Here is an 18,051-nt window from a genome sequence, read left to right on the forward strand (position 1 = left end):
AGTCTCCGTGAGAGAACGGGAGCGGGGGGACCGGTCACCGTTGTGGTACGGAAGGGCAGGGTTGTTTGCAGTGGCCGCGTGTGCCGCCCCCGCCGGATCGCGGCGACGCACGGGGGCGCGGTCCGACTGGCTCGCTCCTGGTGCCGCCGCTCGTCCCGTTGGTGGGCGGGGCCCCGGCGGGTGGCCCCGCCCGGCCAACCGGCGAGCCGGTCACCGCTCCGGGGACCCGTCCAGCCGGTCCGCCCTCCTGAGCGTCGGGAACAGCCACGCCCACAGGCCGGTCACCGCGAGCGAGCCGTACCCGCCGAACGCCGCGGCCCCGATCGGCCCTAGGAACCGTGCGGCGATCCCGCTCTCGACCTCGCCCAACTCGTTCGACGCCCCGATGAACAGCGTCGACACCGCGGACACGCGGCCGCGCATCCGGTCGGGCGTCGCGATCTGCACGAGGCTCTGCCGCGTGAACACCGACACCATGTCCGCGGCCCCCAGCACGGCCAGGCACGCCACCGACAGCGGGAACCACCGGGAGTAGGCGAACACCAGCGTCATCAGGCCGAACACCGCCACGGCGGCGAGCATCTTCACGCCGACGCGGGTGCGGGCCGGCCGGACGGACAGCAGACCGGCGGTGAGCAGCGCGCCGATGGCCGGCGCGCCCCGCAGCACCCCGAACCCCTCCGGGCCGACGTGCAGCACGTCGCGGGCGAACACGGGCAGCAGGCCGGTGACGCCCCCGAGCATCACGGCGAACATGTCGAGGGAGATCGCCCCCAGGACCAGCTTGTTCCCCCACACGTAGCCCAGCCCCTCGCGGATCTGGGCGGCCCGCGACCGCCCCGGCTCGAACGCCGGCCGCGTGTCCGCCCGGATCAGCGACACGCACAGGACGGCCGCGGCGTAGAGCCCCACGCACACGGCGTACCCGGCCGCCGGGGAAGCGGCGCAGAGGACGCCCCCGAGGGCCGGGCCGCTGATGTTCGCGACCTGCGAGACGAGCGAGTTCGTGGCGATGGCGCGGGGCAGCAGGTGCGCCGGCACGAGCATCGGGCCGAGGGCGCTCACGGTCGGCTGGAAGAACGCCCGCGCGCACCCGAACAGGGCCGCGAGCGCGAAGATCTGCCACAGCCCGCCCCCGAGCCCCGAGCGCACCGCCAGCCCGACGGCGGTGACGAGTTGGGCCAGGTAGCACAGCCGCAGAATGGGCCGGCGGTCGTACCGGTCCGCGGTCTCCCCGGCGACGAGGGCCAGGGCCACCAGCGGCAGGAACTTGGCGAGGCCGATCATCCCCACCACCAGCGACGCCTCGGCGACCGACATGCTCTGCCGGGCCGTCTCGTAGACCTCCCACGCGATCAGCACCCCCTGCGACGTGCTGGCGAGGACCGCGAAGAACCGACCGGAGAGGAAGCACACGTAGGGGCGGGTGAAGAACGCCGCGTTGTCGGGCACGTGCGTGTGCATCCCGCCTGTCATATCAACCGGGGCGGGGTTTGGTGCATTCAGCTCTGCACCATTCACCAAACGCTTGCTCTTCGAGTATGCCCGGCAGGAATTGAACCTGTAACCCTCGGCTACCTGTAACCTTCGGTTCCGGAGGCGGAAGGTGTTGGCACGCCGGCTCCAAGAAATCCCGGTCATTCCGCCGCACCGGCAAATCCGGATTTACGAACCCGCCCTGACCCTCGTTGTTGAGTCGTGGGGCGAGCTGCCCGAACACATCCGCCGAACCATCCTGACGCTCGCGGGGGCCGACAAGGCGGCCAGGGCAGGGAGCCCTTGTGAGACGCCCGCCCCGACCCTACACCGCACCCTTCGGCTTCGCCGTCCTGTCCCGCACGACCCGCTCGGGCAAGTGGGTCGAACTGGTCCTGGTACCGACGATGTTGACGGCCCTGTCGTTCGTCGAGGGCATGGGGCAGTTCTGGATGCGGACCGTCGCCTCCGAAGCCCCCTGGCACGGCCGTTGCGGTAACGCTGGTGGACCAGATGCCCACGTGTGCGTGGGCGTACCAACGCGAGGGCGCCATGCCTGAGGAGAAGAAGGACAACCCCTAGAACGAGAAGGGCGACAAGGGCCACGCCCGCGAGGAGAAGGAGGAGCGGCAGGAGAACCACACCCCGGGCCAGAAGACCGACTCCGGCCGCGGCGGCCACCGCAAGCGGACGGGCGGCAACCCCGACGGGTCGAATTAGCCCACACCGGGTGCCCGCCGAAGCCCGCTAAGTGGCACGCTTCAGCCCGCCGACTGAGATTCTTCGGGCTGCGCCCGGCGAAGCGGCCCCGGCACTGTGCCAGGGCCGCTTCGTTCTTTCCATCGGGGGATCGAGGGGCGATTCGCCCGGCGTGGTGCGGATGGCAATGGGCGGGTAACCCGCCGGGCCGTGCATCAGGACGCGAGGGCGTCTGCGATCGCGTCCATGAGGTGGTCCAAGCCGACGGCGGCGTCCGCGCCACCGATCGAGGGCGGCACCTCGTTGCGCCGCACCTCGACCTCGGGCGCTCCCACGCCCGAAGGGACTTGCGGGCCCCCGCGGTTGCTCTGTCAGTACGGCCGTCAGCGCGTCCGCCGGCACGGTGACGCTACCGAGCACGGCCCCGGGTTTGTAGTCACGAATCGTCAACCTCAAGCCGTCCGCACCCGCGCCGGCGTCCACCAACCGCTCGAGATCAATGGTCTGCGAAACCCCTTCAATGGTCAAGACTTCCTGAAGAAGCCGCCGTCGCGGTTCCACCTCGAACTGTGTGCCGACCTCGGGCGACTTCGACAGCGGCGAGGAACACGCCCGGCCCGCCTCGCGCCACGCGGTTCCGCCAAGTCCACTTGGGGCACGCTCATACACCCCCTGCGGTGTGCGGTTCAAGGCACGGAACCCTTCATAGTGATCCTTAGCGACACCGCCGACCAGGCCACGGACTTCGTGACCCAGATCAAGGCGGAACTCGAGGGCAACCAGCGACTGGCCGCAGCGTACCCGACGGAGCGCGGCTGGCGAACGGTTGCGTGATCGAGGCGAAGTCGCGGGGCGGTTGCATCCGCGGTAAGCGGAACCGGCAGGACCGCCCGACGCTCATCATTGTGGCCGACTGCCAGGGCGACCGCGACATTGTTTCCCCCATCGAGCGGAAACGCGGTTGGGATTGGATGACCCGCGAAGTGATCCCCGCCGGCGAGGAGGACACCACGTCCTACGTCAGCGTCGGAACCGCACTCCATCGCGAAGCCGTGGCCGTCCGGCTCCTGACAACCGCCGGCTGGGAGGGCAAAGTTTACCGCTCGGTGGAGCGCTGGCCCGACCGCGCCGACCCCTGGAACGAGTGGGCGAGCCGCGCAAGCAACATGGCCGACCAGGGCCGGGACGCCACGGCACGGCGGTTCCACGAAGCCCACAGCGACGAGATGGAGGCGGGCGCCGAGGTGCTCTGGCCCGAGGGGCGGAACCTGTACGCGCTCATGCGGCGGCTCGCCGCGGTCCGCGTCGCCCAGGAGGCGGACCGGCGGTGACGGGCCGCACGTCGTTCGCGACGGTTGGGAACAAGCCCGTCAACCGGGTGCCGATCCCCAAAGGAGGGGTGCGCGGCGCACCGCGCCGGCGGAATCTTCGCCGAACTTCGCCAACGTGCTCACATCAGGGCCACCTGCGAGCCGATGACCTTACCCGTCCGACCGGTTCCGCTGATTCCGCGACCGGTCCGGGTCCGATCACTTACGGGGGTTGCTCACCCGGGCGACGCCGTGCGGATCGGAGGTCGTCATGAGCACCAGGCACCGGCTGTGGTTCCGGCTCGCGGGCGGGGCGCTCGGAACTGCCCTCGTGGTGAGCGGCTCGGGGATGCCACCCGCGGGGGCGCAGGTTCCGGGCACGGGCGACGCCGGGGAGAAGGCCCCCGCGCCGCGGCCCGCGTTCGACCCGCCCCCGGGCACCATCCTCGCCCCCGGCGAAGCGCCCATCGACCTCGACACCGCCCTCCGCCTCGCGGGGGCCGAGAACCCCGAACTCCTGCTCGCCCGCCAGCGCGTCGTCGAGGCGACCGCGCTCCGCCAACTCGCCGCGGCGCAGGTGCTGCCGAACCTGAACGTCGGCACGAACTACAACGGTCACGAGGGCGCGCTCCAGCAGTCCACTGGCAATATCCTCAAGGTGAACCGCGACTCACTGTACCTCGGCCTCGGAGCCGGTGCGGTCGGCTCGGGCACCGTCACCATTCCCGGCCTGAACTACAACCTGAACGTCGGGGCCGGGTGGTTCGGGTTCCTCTCGGCCCGCCAGCGCGTCACCACGGCGGCCGCGGTCGCCGACGCGGTCCGCAACGACGTGCTCCTCCGCGTCTGTCTCGCGTACACTGATTTGCTGCGCGCGGAGGGCCGCCGGGCGATCGCGACCAAGAACCGGGCCGAGGGGGCCGAACTCGCGCGGCTCACGGCGGTGTACGCGAAGACCCGCCAGGGGCGGCAGGCCGACGCCGACCGGGCAATGGTCGAACTCAAGCGGCGCGACGCCGATCTGACCCAGGCCGAGGCCGACACGCTCACCGCGTCGGCCCGGTTGTGCCAGCTCCTGAACCTCGACCCGTCCACCCGGTTGAAGGCGATCGAGGGCTGGGTGGTCCCGGCGGCACTGGTGCCGGACCCGGTGCCGCTCGCGGAGTTGCTCGCGATCGCGCTGCTCCAGCGCCCGGAGCTCGCGGCCCGCCGGTCCGAGGTGCGGGAGACGCTCTACGAACTGTCGCTCGCGAAGGTGCTGCCGTTCTCGCCGACCATGGTTCTCGGGTTCAGTGCCGGTGGGTTCGGCGGCGGGAGCAACCTCGTGAGCGACCCGCCCGGGTTCGTCTCGGGGAACGGCACCCGGGAACTCGCGCCGCGGTTCAGTAGCCTCGACAACCGCACCGACTTCGACGTCGCCGTGTTCTGGACGTTCCGCAACCTCGGGGTCGGGAACGTCGCGCTAGTGCGAGCCACGGACAGTCGGGTGCGGCAGTCGCGGCTGCGGGAACTCGACACGATCAACCTCGTGCGGACGCAGGTGGCCGAGTCGCATGCGCGGGTGCTCGCCCGCGCCCAGCAGATCGACGCCGCCGAGAGGGCCGTGCGGGCGAGCACCGAGGCGTTCGACGAGGACCTGAAGCGCATCCGCGGCGGGCAAGGGCTCCCTCTCGAAGTGATCGACAGCATGAGACTCCTGGCCCGGTCGCGGTACGAGTACCTCGACGCGATTGTGGACTACAACCGGGCGCAGTTCCAGCTCTGGGTTTCGCTCGGTCGCCCGCCGGCGAACGCGCTGGCCCGGCCGGTGCCGGTCGCCCCGCCGGTGGCGGTCGGGCCGCGCGTCACGCAACTCCCGTCGGTCGTGCCCGCCGCGTTCACCCGGAGGGTCGCCCGGTGACGCGACTCCTTCCCCGAAGGTGGCTCGGTCTTGCCGCACTCGCGGCCGGGTACCAGACCGTTGAACCGCCGCGCCCGGCCCCGGTGCCCGCTCCCGCCCCGCAGGCCGCGGTGGTTCCGTCGCCCGCCGTCGTTCAGGCGTCGGCGGTCGAAGCTCCCGAACCGCCCGCCCCGACGCCGGCCGCGGACGCGAGCCCCATCGACCTCGGCGTCGCGCTGCGGCTCGCCGGGGTCGAGAACCCGGCGATCAACCTGGCCCGCGAGGTCGTCGTCGAGGCGCTCGCCGATCAACTCGCGGCCCGGTCGCTGCTCCTGCCGAGCGTGAACGTCGGCGGGAACCTGCGCCTGCACCGCGGGGCGTTCCTGTCGGCCGCCGGGTTCAACCGCGAGGTGAACCTCCAGAGCCTGTACCTGGGGGGCGGGGCCGGGGCGATCGGCACGAGTTCCCCGGTGGCCCCCGGGGTGCGGCTGTTCGCGCACCTCGGCGACGCGGCCTACGAGCCGCTCGCGGCGAAGCAGCGGGTCGCGGTGCGCACGTCCGAGGCCGCCGCGGTCCAGAACAACACGCTGCTCCGAGTGGCCGCCTCGTACCTCGCTCTGGTCGGGGCCGAGGCCCGGATCGACGTCCTGCGCCGGGGCGAGCGCGACTTCGCCGAGATCGCCCGGCTCACGCGGGTCCACGCGAAGGCCGGCCAGGGCCGGGAAGCCGACGCGAACCGGGCCGAGTCCCACGTCGAGCTCGTTCGGCGGGAAGTCGCACGAGCCGAAGAAGACGTCGCGGTCGCGTCGGCGCAGTTGTGCGGTCTGCTGAACCTCGACCCGGCGACGCGGCTCCGCACCCCCGGCGGCGCGGTCCAGCCGTTCCGCCTCGTTCCCGAAGACTCGGACGCCGAAGTCCTGATCGCCACGGCACTGCGCTCGCGGCCCGAGGTGTTCGCGCGCTCGGCCGAGATCGCCGAGGCGCAGGTGCGGGGCCGGCAGGAGAGCGTGCGGCCGTGGCTGCCGACCGTGTCCGTCGGGTACAGCTACGGGCAGTTCAGCGGGGGCAGCACGTTCGTCGGGAGCGACTACAAGGGGTTGAGCGGCCGGAACGACTTCGACGTGCTCGCCGTGTGGACGGTCCAGAACCTCGGGTTCGGGAATCGCGCCCGGGTCCACACCGCCGACGCCCGAGTCGGGGCCGCGATCGAGGGGTACGACCTCGCGACCAACACGATCCGCCGGGAGGTGGCCGAGGCGCTCGCCGACGCGCGAGCCGCCGCCGAGCAGATCAAGACGACGGGGGCGTCGCTGGTCGCGGCCGAGGAGGGGTTCAAGCTGGAGATGGACCGCATCGGGCAGGCGCTCGGCCGCCCCATCGAGATCCTCGACAGCACCCGGCAACTGCTCGATACCCGGCAGGAGGTGCTCCGGGCGGTGATCGCCTTCGACGTCGCCCAGTTCCGCCTGTTCGTCGCGACGGGCAGCACCCCCGGCACGGTCGCCCCGCAGCCGTGAGTCCCCGCTCACGGCTGCGGCTCGTGGTGGACCGTCACCGCGGTCGGTCCGTGGCCCGGGTCGCCGGGGAGCGGCTCGGGGTCGTCGCCAAGGCGTTTCGGCACGAGCAGCGAGTACACGCACGGCACCACGAACAGCGTCGTGAGCAGTCCCGCGACGAGGCCGCCCAGCACCGCCCGGCCCAGCGGGACGTTCGCCTCGCTCCCCCGGGCCAGCCCGAGCGCCATCGGGATCAGCGCGAAGAACGTCGCGAGCGCGGTCATCACCACCGGCCGCACCCGGATCGCCCCGGCCCGCTTGATCGCCTCCGTCGGGTCGAGCCGCTCGCTCTTCTGGAGGTTGACCGCGAAGTCGGTCAGCAGCACCGTGTTCGACACCACGATGCCGATCATGAAGATTACCCCCAACAGCGACTGGATGTTGAGCGCCGTGTTCGTGACGAACAGGGCGAGCACGACGCCGATCACGCCGACGGGCACGGCCGAGAGCACCACGATCGGCGTGACGTACGACTTGAACAGCGCGACGAGCAGGAAGTAGATCAGCAGCACCGCGGCCGCCATGCCCATCGCCTGGAACTTGAACGTCGTCAGCATCTTCTCGTACTCGCCGCTCAGCGTGACCTTCGAGCCCTCCATCGGCTTCTGGTCCTTCGCGTCCGGGTCGAACGGGGTCCACCCGCCGTCCTTCCGCGGCACGCCGAACTTCGCCACCGCCCGGCCGACGTCCTCGGCGACGTGCCCGAGGTCGCGGCCCGCCACGCCCATCGTCAGGTCCACGGTCGGCTGGAGGTTCGTGTGGACGATCTCCGACGGCACGTTCGCGGGCCGCAGCGTCGCGATGTTCCGCAGTGTGACCGACTTCTTCTGGGTCGGGCTGGTGATGGGGATGTCGAGGAGCGTCTCCAGCGACGACACGTCGGCCTCGGGGTACTGCACGCCGACGTAGTACTGGTTGTGGCTCACCGGGTCGATCCAGAAGTTCTTCTTGTTGAACTGCACGCTGCTGTTGAACGCCGCGACGATGTTCTTCATCACCTCCATCTGGTTCAGCCCGAGCGACGCGGCCTTGGTGCGGTCCACCTCGATCGTGTACAGCGGGTAGTTGAGCCGCTGGATGATCCGGGCGTCCACGACGCCGTCGATCCGTTTGACGTCGGCGAGGATCTTCTCCGCGAGCTTGCGGGCCTTCGCGAGGTTCTTCCCGGTGATCTTCACGTTCAGCGGGGTGGACTTCCCCTCGTTCATCGCGGACCGGATCATCCCGCCGGCGTCGAACGCGAACTCCAGGTTCACCCGCGAGAACGGCGTGACGCCCTCGGGGAGCTCCTTGGCCGCCACTTTTTGCCGGTACGTCTCGGCCAGGAGCGTCTCGAACTCCGGGTCGTTGGCGAACCCGTCGCGGAGGACCGCGACGCACTCCTGGGCCGACCGTCTGCGCTGCGGGGTGAGCTGCACCTTCACGATCGCGTCAATCGGCCCGCTGTTCGGCGTGAACGCCGCGGACCAGTCGGCCGTCAGGCCCAGCTCGCTGATGACCAGCTCCAGGTCGGTGCCGACCTTCGCTTTCACGTACTTCTCGACCGCCTCGATGTACCCCTCGTTCACCTCGATCCGGGTGCCGGACGCGGACCGCACGGCGATCTCGAACGAGCCGGCGTCCACCTCGGGGAAGAACTCGCGGCGCAGGTTCGGCCCGAGCAGCACGACGACCAGGGCCAGCAGCGCGAACGCCCCGCCGATCACGAGGAGCCGCGCCTTGAGCGCGACCCCGAGGAGCCGGGCGTACCCGCCGAACACCGCGTCGAGGACCGACTCCCAGCGCCGGTACAGCCGGCCGATGACGCCCGGCGCGGGCGGCGACTCGTGCTCGTTGCGGTGCTCGTAGTCCGCGACGTGCGACTCGACCGGGGCCGGGTGCGGGTGGTGCCGCATCCACGCGGCGCACCGGGTCGGCACGAACGTCAGCGAGATGCCGTACGCGACCACCATCGCGAACGCGACGGCGAGGAACATCGGCTTGAACAGGAACGCCCCGAGGCCGGGGATGAGGGTGAGCGGGAGCAGCACGAGGAGCGTGCAGAGCGTCGCCGCCAGCGCCGGCATCGCGACCTCGCTCGCGCCGAGGTACGCGGCCTCCTTCGGCTTCGCCCCGAGCCCCAGGTGCCGGTGCGTGTTCTCCAGCACGACGATCGCGTTGTCCACGAGCGGCCCGATGGCCAGTGCCAGCCCGGCGAGCGTCATCACGTTGATCGTCTGGGCCGACGAGCCCATCAGCGCGACCGCACCGAGCACCGCGACCGGGACCGTCATCACCGCGATCACCGTCATCCGCCACTCGCCGAGGAACAGCAGGATCACGAGCGAGCACAGGACCGCACCCAAGACGCCCTCCTCGACGAGCGACTCGATGGCGCTCTTGACGTACACCGACTGGTCCATGACCAGCTTCAGGTCCACGTCCGGGGTCGTGAGCCGGTCCTTCATGTCGGAGAGACCGTCGCGGAGGTTGCCGACGACGCCGAGCGTGCTCGCCCCCTGCTGGCGGTACACGGGGATGTACACTTGCTTGCGGCCGTCCACGCGGACGATGCTCGTCTGCACGAGGCTCGTGTCCCGCGGGGTGGCGACGTCGCGGAGGAACACGGTCCGCCCGGCCCCGTCGGTGCGGACCGGGACGTCGCCCATCAACTCGACCAGCTCGTACATCGAGTTCGAGTCGAGCGCGTAGTCCACGCCGCCGATCTTCGCGTCGCCGGTCGGCAAGAAGATGTTCGACCGGTCGAGGGCGTCCATGACGTCGAGCGGCGACAGGTTCCGGGCCTGGAGCTTCTGCCGGTCGAGCATCGCGAGGATGGTGCGGATGCGGCCCCCGTACACGACCGGGGCGTTGGCCCCGGGCGACGACATGATCATGCTCCGCACCTGGTACCGGGCGGTGTCGAACAGCACCGACTCGCCCTGCGTCTTGCTGTTCAGCGCGACGAGCGCCACCGGCGTCGCCGACGTCGGGTCGTAGGGCAGGATGACCGGCGGCAGCGTGCCCGGGGGCAGGCTCGGGATCGCCGCGGTCGCCAGCGAGTTCACCTGCGTGAGGGCGGCGCTCAGGTCGGTGTCGTCCGAGTAGTAGTTGCGGATGATGCTGGCCCCGACGATGGACCGCGACTCCTGGCGGCGGGTGCCCGCGGCCTGCCCGGTCCACCGCTCCATGCGGGACGTGATGTCGGCCTCGACGTTGGTCGCCGACATGCCGCCGTAGAACGTGAGCACCTGCACCGCCGGCGACCTGTACACGGGGAGGATGTCGGCCGGGATCGTGGCGAGTGACACGGCCCCGCCGAGCGCGACCGTCGCCATCAGGACGGTGATCGCCCGCGGGTTGCCGAGCGAAAAGCGGATCAGGCCGTTCATGCCGGGAACTCGGGGAAGTTACGCAGGGGCGGGTCGCGGTCTGCGCGAGCGCCGCGGCCTCAATGGCCCGCGGCCACGGTCGCGGCCCTCGCGCCGCTGACGGCCACCTGCGCGCCGTCATCGACCGGGGAGGTCGTCCGGAGGACGACACGGTCGGCCGCGGTCAGGCCGGACGTGACCTCGATTTCGCGACCGTTGTCGGTGCCGAGCGTCACGGGGACCGTCTGGATGCGGTCGCCCCGGACCACGCGGACCGCCCCGCGGCCGCCCGTCTCGCGCCCCACCACGGCGAGCGACGGCACCCGTACCGATGCCGCGGTGCCGGGGCGGAGCACCAGCGTCGCCTTGCCGTACATGCCGCGCTGGAGGACGCCGTCCGGGTTCTCGGCGTCGGTCGGGTTCTTCACGTCGATCTCGACCCGCATGGTCCGCGTGGCGGCGTCCTGCGACTTGGCCCACCGCGACACCTTCAGCGGCTCGGCCCCGGTGCCGCCGAACACCACCCCGGGCAGCGCGTCGATCTCGACGGTCGCGGTGGAACTCGGCGAGACGAACGGCACGTCGCGGTCCGGCACCTGGACCACGACCCGCACCACGTCGGTACGCTCGACGGTGAACAGCGGGACCGAGCCGCCCTGGTCGGCCGAGCGGATGAAGTCGCCGAGTTGCCCGTCCTGGCCGGGGTGGAAGTTCCGCTTGGTGACGACTCCGGTGTACGGCGACCGCACCACGGTGTAGTCGCGGAACACCTTTGACCGCTCCAGTTCCGCGAGCGCGACAGTCGTACTGGCCTGGGCCTCTTCAAGGTCGGCACGCGCCTGGATCACCTTGGACGCCGCGGCCGTGGCCCGCTGCTCGGACGAGTTGACCGACTCCTTCGCGGCGTTCTCGCTCTCCAGCGCCGAGAGGTAGTAGTCCTCCTGCTCGTCGAGCAGCCGCACTTCGATGGCCTTCTGGGCGACGAGTTCCCTGATCCGCTCCAGTTGCTTCTCGCGGTACTTGCGGTACGACGCCTTGGCCCGCACCGACACCATCGCGAACGCGACCGCGGCGGTCGCCGCCTTGGCCTCGGCCTCGGCCGCCAGAACGTGCGCCTCCATCTGGTGGACCTTCGCGGTGGCCGCTTTCGCGCGGGCCGCGTCGCGGTCCACCTGCTTCTCGAACTCCGGCACGGACAGCCGCGCGAGCACCTGCCCCTTGGTCACCCGGCTGCCGATGTCCACGGACTGTTCGACCAGGAACCCGGACGCCTTGGCGTACACTTCGGCCGTCTCGAACGGTTCGACGCTACCGGGCTGCACGCACATGCGCGGCAAGCCGCCGGGTTGCGGCGACACGACCTCGGCCGACGGCACCGCGGCGGCCCCGGCGGCGTCCGCGGGGTGGTCGGTGCCGTGCGACTTCCCGGCACCGAAGGTGGCCCAGCCGGCGGCCCCGGCCCCGGCCGCGAGGAGCACGGCGAGGGGGAGACGCGACCAACGGGGGGGGATGAACGTGCGGCTCATTACGGCAGCTATGGCTCGGGAAGGATGATCTTGGGTGGGTTCGCTGACGCGATCTGAGGAGCGCAGAGCAATGATCGAGCCGAACCGCCCGAGGTTCTGTCGCCCGGTCACATAGCGTTGTTCAGATTTGATTTGCGGCAGATGATATCGTGCCAAAGGCCGGTGAGAGTCAAGCCGCCAGGCTAAGCCGATGGTGGGTTACTCCCCCCGATGGCGCGCAATCCACCACGACTCACCGGCACTGGTCAATCCTCGGCCAGATCGGCCTTTTCCGTCACGACCTTGTCGAGTGCGATGCCGAAGTCGCGGAGCTTGGTGCGGAGCGTGGCGCGGTTGATGCCGAGGAGGTCGCTGGCCTGCCGCTGGTGCCCGTGCGTGTGGTTGAGCGCAAGGGTGATGAGTTCGCGCTCGACCAACTCGATGACGCGGCCGTGGACGTTCTTGTTCCCGTCGCGGAGCATCGCCTCGATCACCGCGGCGAGCGCGCCGCTCGGGGGCGGGACCGGTGGTGTGCCCGCTTCCGGCGCGGCGATGCCGGGCAGGTCGGCGGGCAGGATCATCTGGCCGACGGACTGGTACACGGCGGCCTGGACGCAGTTCTGGAGTTGCCGCACGTTCCCCGGCCAATCGCACGCCTGGAGCAGTTCGAGCGCCTCGGGGGTGAACCCGCGGACGTCGCGGTTCGCCTCGCGGGCGTACCGGAACAGAAAGTGGTGGGCCAGTTCGGGGACGTCCTCCTTGCGAGCCCGGAGCGGGGGCACGCGGAGCGTCACCGCGCCGAGCCGGTAGTACAGGTCGTTGCGGAACCGGCCGCCTTTGATGAGCTGTTCGAGGTCCTGGTTGGTCGCCGCGAGGACGCGGACCCGGGTGGTGATCGGCTGGTTCCCGCCGACCCGCTCGAACCGCTGCTCCTGCAAGATGCGGAGCATCTTCGCCTGTGCCGCGAGGGGCATGTCGCCGACCTCGTCGAGCAGCAGGGTGCCGTCGCCGCACTGCTCGAACCTGCCGATCCGCTGCTGCTCGGCCCCGGTGAACGCCCCGCGCTCGTGCCCGAACAGCTCGCTCTCGACGAGCGCCTCGGGGATCGCGGCGCAGTTGATCGCGAGGAACGGCTTGTCGGCCCGGCGGCTGTGGTGGTACAGCGCACGGGCGACGAGTTCCTTGCCGGTGCCGCTCTCGCCGACAATAAGGACGTTCACGTCCTGCGCCGCGACCCGACCGATCTGCTTGCTCAGTTCCTGCACCGCGGCGCTGCGGCCGGTGATGCGGTCGGCGGCCGGGTCGCCCGGCAGGGCAGTCGGCTCCCGCATGAGCCGGGCCGCCTCGAACGCCCGGTCGAGGAGCCGGCTCATCTGGTCCAGGTCCACGGGCTTGCCGAGGTAGTCGAACGCCCCGCGCTTCATCGCCTCGATCGCGGTGTCGCTGGTCCCGTGAGCGGTGATGAACACGACGGGCCGCTTCGGGTCCAGCGCCCGGACCCGCTCGAACAGGTCGAGGCCGCTGCCGTCGGGGAGTTGGAGGTCGAGGACGATCACGTCGGGCCGGTCGGTCTCGACGCGCCGCCACCCCTCGGCCACGGTTCCCGCGGTGAGGACCTCGACCCGGGGGGACGCGAACACACGGCGGAACGAGTGGCAGATGATGGGCTCGTCGTCAACGACCAGCAGCTTCGCCATTCGGGACCTCCGCGGCCGGCAAGGTGAGGGTGAACGCGGCCCCGCCGCCCGGCCGGTTCGCGCCGGTGAGGGCGCCGCCGTGGCCCCGGGCGACGCGGCGGGCGATCGTGAGCCCGAGGCCGGTGCCGGTCGGCTTGGTCGTCGCGAACGGGGTGAAGAGGCGGTTCGCGATTGCGGCGTCGATGCCGGGGCCGGAGTCGGTCACCTCCACCAGTATACCGCCGCCGTCCCGCCCGACCCGGACCGCGACCGTGCCGCCCGGCGGCGTGGCTTCGATGCCGTTGAGCAGCAGGTTCGTGAGCAGCGAGAGCATCTGGTCGCGGTCCACGCGGGCGGTGACGGGTTCCCGCGGGGCGGTCGCGGCGAGCGAAACCGGCTTCGCGGCGGCCCGGCCGCGGACCACGCTCGCGGCCTCGGCGACCAGCGCCCCGAGGTCGTGCGGGCGGCGGTCCGGCGGGGGCGTGCGGGCGAAGTCGAGGAGCCCCTGGACCGTGCGCTCCATGCGGGCGATCTCGTGGCGGATCAGGTGCAGGTCCTCGCCGGTGAGCGCCGTCGGGTGCGACGCCCGCAGCGCCCCATCGATGAGCAGCTTGATGCCGGTGAGCGGGTTGCGGACCTCGTGGGCGACGCCCGCGGCGAGGTGCCCGACGGCCGCGAGTTGCTCGGCCCGCAGCAGGTCGCGCTCCTGCTCCTGCAACCGCTGGCACACGTCGCGGACCCGCCCGACGACCTCGTCGAGTTGGTCGGCGAGGTCGTCGGACGTGCGCCGTGCCTCCACGGTGACCGCCCCGACCTCCTGGTCGAGGTGCGCCTGCACCGCCTGGACCCGCACCGAGAGTTGCGCGACGCGGCGGCTCAGCGCCCGAGCGGTGGCGTACCCGCTCAGAACGCCGCCGAGCGCGCCGGACGCGGCGAGGGCGAGCAGCACGCCGCCGGCCCACGCGGTCTGCGTCTCGCTCCGCTCCAGGCCGGCGTCCATGCGGGCCCGCTGCCGGTCGGAGAGTTCCCGGCACGCCCCGAGGAGTTCCCGCATCGGGTGCTCGTCGGACCACGCGACCAGTTCGGGGACCGTGGCGGCGGGGGGCGGGAACCCGTCCGGGCCGAGCCGGTCGCGGTACGCGGCGTAGTCGCGCTCGATCTGGGCGAACAGCCCGGCGTCGGTCGCGGTCAGGTCGCGGCGGATCGCTCCGAGCGCCGCATCGACGGCGCCGAGGTCGCCCTGGATGACCTGCCGCCGTGCGGCCGACGGGTCCGCGGCCCCGACGAGCGTGTGGAACCGGAGGTGCCGGAGCTGCACCTGGAGTTCGTCGGCCGCGTCCATGCGGGCCGCGTCGTGCCGGATCGCGCGGGCCATGTCGGTCTGGAGCCGGGTGATGTACCAGGTGCTCGCGAGGCAGGCGGCCGCGAGCACGCCGCCGATGGCGACCATCGGCCACGCGAACCGGGCGGAGGGGTTCCGGGAAAACATGCGTGGTTCACTCGCCGCGCCAAGGGGGCCTCCTACCAACATACCGCGAGCGAAGGGGCCCGCGCGGGCCACCCGCGCCCACTTACCCATTACCCGGCGGCACACCCCCGAAGGACACCTGCGTGGCGCGCTCCGATTGGTCACCGGACCGAGAGGAAGGGCACCCGTCTCATCGGCCGGGACCTCACGCGCTCCCCCGCCGTCACCGCACCGTGCCGCGACAGCTTCGCCGGCACGGTGCGACGACCCGGCGTCGCCGTACCGGACCTCGGCACCGTGCGGGCCCGGGCTGCCGAGGAACTGCGCCAGATCGGCGCGGGCCGGAGCACGCTCGACTTCGTGAGCGAGCGGTCGAAGCGGCTCGGGAAGAGGGTCGGCCCCGCCGACCGCGCCCGGCGCGACGAGAACGACGAATCCGTCCGCGACGTCGACGAGCAACTGCAGATGCCCGGCGAGTGGGTGAACCGGCCGAGCCCAGGGCCCCGGGTGCCCCCGGCTCAGGAGGTGACCCCGCCCGGTCAGTAGGCGGAGAGGCTGCAACTGATGTTCGACATGATCCACCTCGCGGTCGCGACCGACTCGACGCGGGCCGCCACCTTCAAGACGTTCGGCGACCACCACGACCTGTCGCACCACGGGAAGGAGCCGGCGAAGCTCGCCGCGTGCCGGCACGTCGAGGTCGATCTGATGAAGTCGCTGGGGGCACCCCTCGGGAAGTTCAAGGGGGCGACCGAGGGGCTGGGGGCAACCCCCTTGGCGCGACCGTGGTGCTGGTGACGAGTGACCTCCGCGACGGGAACACGCCCTGGACGCACGACCTCCCGGTGCTCCCGGCGGGCGGCTTCAGGCACGGCCGGCACCTCGCGTTCAACACGCCGCTCGTGGAGGTTCTCGCGGCCGCGGCCGACCTGAAGGGGGTGCCGGCCGAGAAGAAGCCGCCGATGATGGGGGTGAATCAGACCCCGCTGTGCAACCTGTACGCGTCGATGTCGCAGCGCGCCGGCGTTCCCGCGGAGACGTCCGGCACCGGCACCGGCACCCTCACCGGCCTGGACCACGCCCGAGCCGGGGCCGTTCCGCGATTCACGTTGGGCGGTTCGGGCGGAACTCCTCGCTCGCGTCCATACGCTCGGCCGCCCCAACTGGGGCGGCCCGCACGGACGGCAGGTCTCGCCACACCGGGATGAGCACGGTGTCGGTGACGTGGATCGCGGAGCCAGCGGGCCCCGTGGAGTTATAGTTGGTGCCCCCAGGGCGGGTGGTGGCCCCGCCGACGCTGGACCGGAAGGGCCGGGCGATGAACTCGGGGAACGAGTAGCCGCTGTTCGGCGACCCGGAGGTGAGGTGTTTCGTCGGCAGTTCCCACCGGTCGTCGTACGTCGTCGGGATGCCCGCGTCTGGGTGATCGAAGAGCGGGATCCTCGCCGTGTACCAGTCTCCGTCCCGCCAGGACCCAGGGGACGTACTTGGCCAGCACGAAAGTGATGCAGTCTTGTAAGGCGCACGACGGTTCTGGGGGTTACCAGTCGTCCGAGCGGAACGGGGACGCCGGCAGGCCGTCCCGGTTGTAGAGGTTGGCCCCGGCCGGGTTCGCCGAGAAGGCGTACCGGACGGCGACCGGGTTCGGCACGTCCGGGTGCGTGCAGACGACGGTGCCGCCCACGATCCGAGCGTCGGCCCAGTACCACTTCTTGTCCTTGCCCGCGACGGCGAACCGCCCGAGCGTCCCGTCCCTCACCTCCTCAACGGGCTTGCGACCGTCCTTCCGGCCGACCATCAGCCCGGCGCCGACGTGGTCGAACTCGACGACAGTCTTGTCCCCGTCGACCCTCAGGCCGCGAAACAGCGGCCCGGAAGGGACGACCTTCTTCCCGTACACGTCCGCGAGCGCGAGCCGCGCGAGCCGGTCGCCCACGTCGGCCTTGTTCCTGGGGTGGATGTCGCCGGCCTCGCCGATGTCGAGCGTCACCGCCAGGCCCGTGCGGGGGAGCGTCAGGCACCGCCGCTGCGACTCGCGGAGGTGCGCCCAGGCGTCGCCGCCCGCCGGCGCGTCGCTCGGCTCACGGTAGCCGGGCAACTGGACGACATAGAACGGCAGGTCGTCGCCGCCGAACAGCCGCCGCCAGTCGCGGATCAGCGACCGGAGCCGGACGGCGTACTCCTGTGCGGTCTTCGGGTCGCTCGCGTTCCCCTCGCCCTGGTACCAGATCGCGCCGCGCAACGCGAACGGGGCCAGCGGCGCGACCATGCCGTTGTGCAGCGTGACGCACCGCGGCCGCCGGACCTTCTCACCGAACGGGTACGGCGGGAACCCCGGCACGTTCTGCTTCACGCCGCCCTTGGCGGCCGCCTCCTTGTCGCGGTCCCACTGCGCCAGCGACTCGCGCATCGCCCGCGCGAACGGCTCCAACTCCTTCGTGTTCAGGAGCGTGTCCTGCGAGAGCCAGCACTCGATCCGCGTGCTCCCCTTGGCCGACCGGAGGATGCCGATCGGGACGCCGGTCTCGGCGTGGACCCTGCGGGCGAAGTAGAACGCGACGGCCGAGAAGCGGCCCGCCGTCCGCGGGGTGCAGGCGAGCCACTCGCCCGTCACGTCGGTCTGGGGCGCGTCGGCGAAGTGTTCGAGGACGCCAAACTGGCGGACCAGCGGGTAGTCGGCCGCCGCGACGTCGTCCTTCACGCCCGGCGCGGCGAGGAAGCCGCCGAGCGAGATCGACATGTTCGACTGACCGCTACACAGCCACACGTCGCCGAGGAGCACGTCCCTCACGACAACCGTGTTCTTCCCCGCGACGGTCAGGGTCAGCGCCGCCTTCGAGACCGGCTGGGACTCGAGCGTGACCTGCCACCGCCCGTCCTTCCCGGCCACGGCCTCGCCGGCCCCAGCGCCGAGTTTCACGCTCACCTTCTCGCCAGGGTCGGCCCAGCCCCAGACCGGTAGTGGGCGGTCGCGCTGGAGCACCGCGTGGTCGGCGAACAGCGCCGGCAGGTGCACGTCGGCCCGGGCCTCGGCCGTTGGCCCCGTGGCCAGGACGACGCAAGCGAGAATCGCGACGTGTCGCGGTGATCGAGAGGTGTACACGTCGCGTTCTCCGGGCTCTGGTCGTGTCA

Annotated in this window: 13 protein-coding genes; 7 read left to right on the forward strand and 6 right to left on the reverse strand. The window is 71.4% G+C overall.

Annotated elements, in window-relative coordinates; all coding sequences use genetic code 11:
* Positions 1-210: 210 nt before the first annotated feature.
* Positions 211-1,464: an MFS transporter gene (locus ACTIGN_RS26535; protein WP_439629549.1), complete on the reverse strand. Its 1,254-nt coding sequence runs from the start codon at positions 1,462-1,464 to the stop codon at positions 211-213.
* 1,419 nt (positions 1,465-2,883) lie between these two features.
* On the opposite strand from ACTIGN_RS26535, the gene ACTIGN_RS26540 reads away from it, so the two are divergent.
* From ACTIGN_RS26540 to ACTIGN_RS26555, 4 genes are all read left to right on the forward strand, one after another.
* Positions 2,884-3,009: a hypothetical protein gene (locus ACTIGN_RS26540; RefSeq protein WP_439629551.1), complete on the forward strand. Its 126-nt coding sequence runs from the start codon at positions 2,884-2,886 to the stop codon at positions 3,007-3,009.
* The gene (locus tag ACTIGN_RS26545) at positions 3,006-3,506 is read left to right on the forward strand and encodes a hypothetical protein (protein ID WP_439629553.1); all 501 of its coding nucleotides are present in this window, start codon (positions 3,006-3,008) and stop codon (positions 3,504-3,506) included. The genes ACTIGN_RS26540 and ACTIGN_RS26545 overlap by 4 nt, the downstream gene beginning before the upstream one ends.
* A gap of 250 nt (positions 3,507-3,756) precedes the next feature.
* Positions 3,757-5,385 (forward strand): TolC family protein, encoded by a 1,629-nt coding sequence (locus ACTIGN_RS26550; RefSeq protein WP_439629555.1) that lies wholly within the window; start codon positions 3,757-3,759, stop codon positions 5,383-5,385.
* The gene (locus ACTIGN_RS26555; RefSeq protein ID WP_439629557.1) at positions 5,382-6,881 is read left to right on the forward strand and encodes a TolC family protein; all 1,500 of its coding nucleotides are present in this window, start codon (positions 5,382-5,384) and stop codon (positions 6,879-6,881) included. Before ACTIGN_RS26550 ends, ACTIGN_RS26555 begins: the two co-directional genes overlap by 4 nt.
* An 8-nt stretch (positions 6,882-6,889) precedes the next feature.
* Here ACTIGN_RS26555 and ACTIGN_RS26560 read toward each other — a convergent pair whose 3' ends face one another.
* From ACTIGN_RS26560 to ACTIGN_RS26575, 4 genes are all read right to left on the reverse strand, one after another.
* Positions 6,890-10,291 (reverse strand): efflux RND transporter permease subunit, encoded by a 3,402-nt coding sequence (locus ACTIGN_RS26560; protein WP_439629559.1) that lies wholly within the window; start codon positions 10,289-10,291, stop codon positions 6,890-6,892.
* Positions 10,292-10,350: 59 nt separating this feature from the next.
* Positions 10,351-11,796 (reverse strand): efflux RND transporter periplasmic adaptor subunit, encoded by a 1,446-nt coding sequence (locus ACTIGN_RS26565; protein WP_439629561.1) that lies wholly within the window; start codon positions 11,794-11,796, stop codon positions 10,351-10,353.
* 245 nt (positions 11,797-12,041) lie between these two features.
* The gene (locus ACTIGN_RS26570; protein WP_439629563.1) at positions 12,042-13,472 is read right to left on the reverse strand and encodes a sigma-54-dependent transcriptional regulator; all 1,431 of its coding nucleotides are present in this window, start codon (positions 13,470-13,472) and stop codon (positions 12,042-12,044) included.
* Positions 13,450-14,940: a sensor histidine kinase gene (locus ACTIGN_RS26575; protein WP_439629565.1), complete on the reverse strand. Its 1,491-nt coding sequence runs from the start codon at positions 14,938-14,940 to the stop codon at positions 13,450-13,452. The genes ACTIGN_RS26570 and ACTIGN_RS26575 overlap by 23 nt, the downstream gene beginning before the upstream one ends.
* 276 nt (positions 14,941-15,216) lie before the next feature.
* Between ACTIGN_RS26575 and ACTIGN_RS26580 the strand changes: the two genes are divergently transcribed.
* The 3 genes from ACTIGN_RS26580 to ACTIGN_RS26590 are packed head-to-tail and all read left to right on the forward strand — an operon-like array spanning position 15,217 to position 16,127.
* Positions 15,217-15,465, forward strand: a complete 249-nt coding sequence (locus tag ACTIGN_RS26580; RefSeq protein ID WP_439629567.1) for a DUF1552 domain-containing protein — start codon at positions 15,217-15,219, stop codon at positions 15,463-15,465.
* 15 nt (positions 15,466-15,480) lie between these two features.
* On the forward strand, positions 15,481-15,717 hold the full coding sequence (locus ACTIGN_RS26585) for a hypothetical protein (protein WP_439629625.1): 237 nt from the start codon (positions 15,481-15,483) through the stop codon (positions 15,715-15,717).
* Positions 15,714-16,127 (forward strand): hypothetical protein, encoded by a 414-nt coding sequence (locus tag ACTIGN_RS26590; RefSeq protein ID WP_439629569.1) that lies wholly within the window; start codon positions 15,714-15,716, stop codon positions 16,125-16,127. The genes ACTIGN_RS26585 and ACTIGN_RS26590 overlap by 4 nt, the downstream gene beginning before the upstream one ends.
* 332 nt (positions 16,128-16,459) lie before the next feature.
* Here the strand turns inward: ACTIGN_RS26590 and ACTIGN_RS26595 are convergent, their stop codons facing one another.
* Complete coding sequence (locus tag ACTIGN_RS26595; protein ID WP_439629571.1) at positions 16,460-18,022, reverse strand: sialate O-acetylesterase; 1,563 nt, start codon at positions 18,020-18,022, stop codon at positions 16,460-16,462.
* Positions 18,023-18,051: the final 29 nt, after the last annotated feature.

This window comes from Gemmata sp. (assembly GCF_051859125.1).
Lineage (GTDB): Bacteria > Planctomycetota > Planctomycetia > Gemmatales > Gemmataceae > Gemmata.

Coding starts and splice junctions, on each gene's coding strand:
- ACTIGN_RS26575 (WP_439629565.1), bottom strand. CDS start 14,940: ATGTTTTCCCGGAACCCCTCCGCCCGGTTCGCGTGGCCGATGGTCGCC.
- ACTIGN_RS26560 (WP_439629559.1), bottom strand. CDS start 10,291: ATGAACGGCCTGATCCGCTTTTCGCTCGGCAACCCGCGGGCGATCACC.
- ACTIGN_RS26535 (WP_439629549.1), bottom strand. CDS start 1,464: ATGCACACGCACGTGCCCGACAACGCGGCGTTCTTCACCCGCCCCTAC.
- ACTIGN_RS26565 (WP_439629561.1), bottom strand. CDS start 11,796: ATGAGCCGCACGTTCATCCCCCCCCGTTGGTCGCGTCTCCCCCTCGCC.
- ACTIGN_RS26570 (WP_439629563.1), bottom strand. CDS start 13,472: ATGGCGAAGCTGCTGGTCGTTGACGACGAGCCCATCATCTGCCACTCG.
- ACTIGN_RS26550 (WP_439629555.1), top strand. CDS start 3,757: ATGAGCACCAGGCACCGGCTGTGGTTCCGGCTCGCGGGCGGGGCGCTC.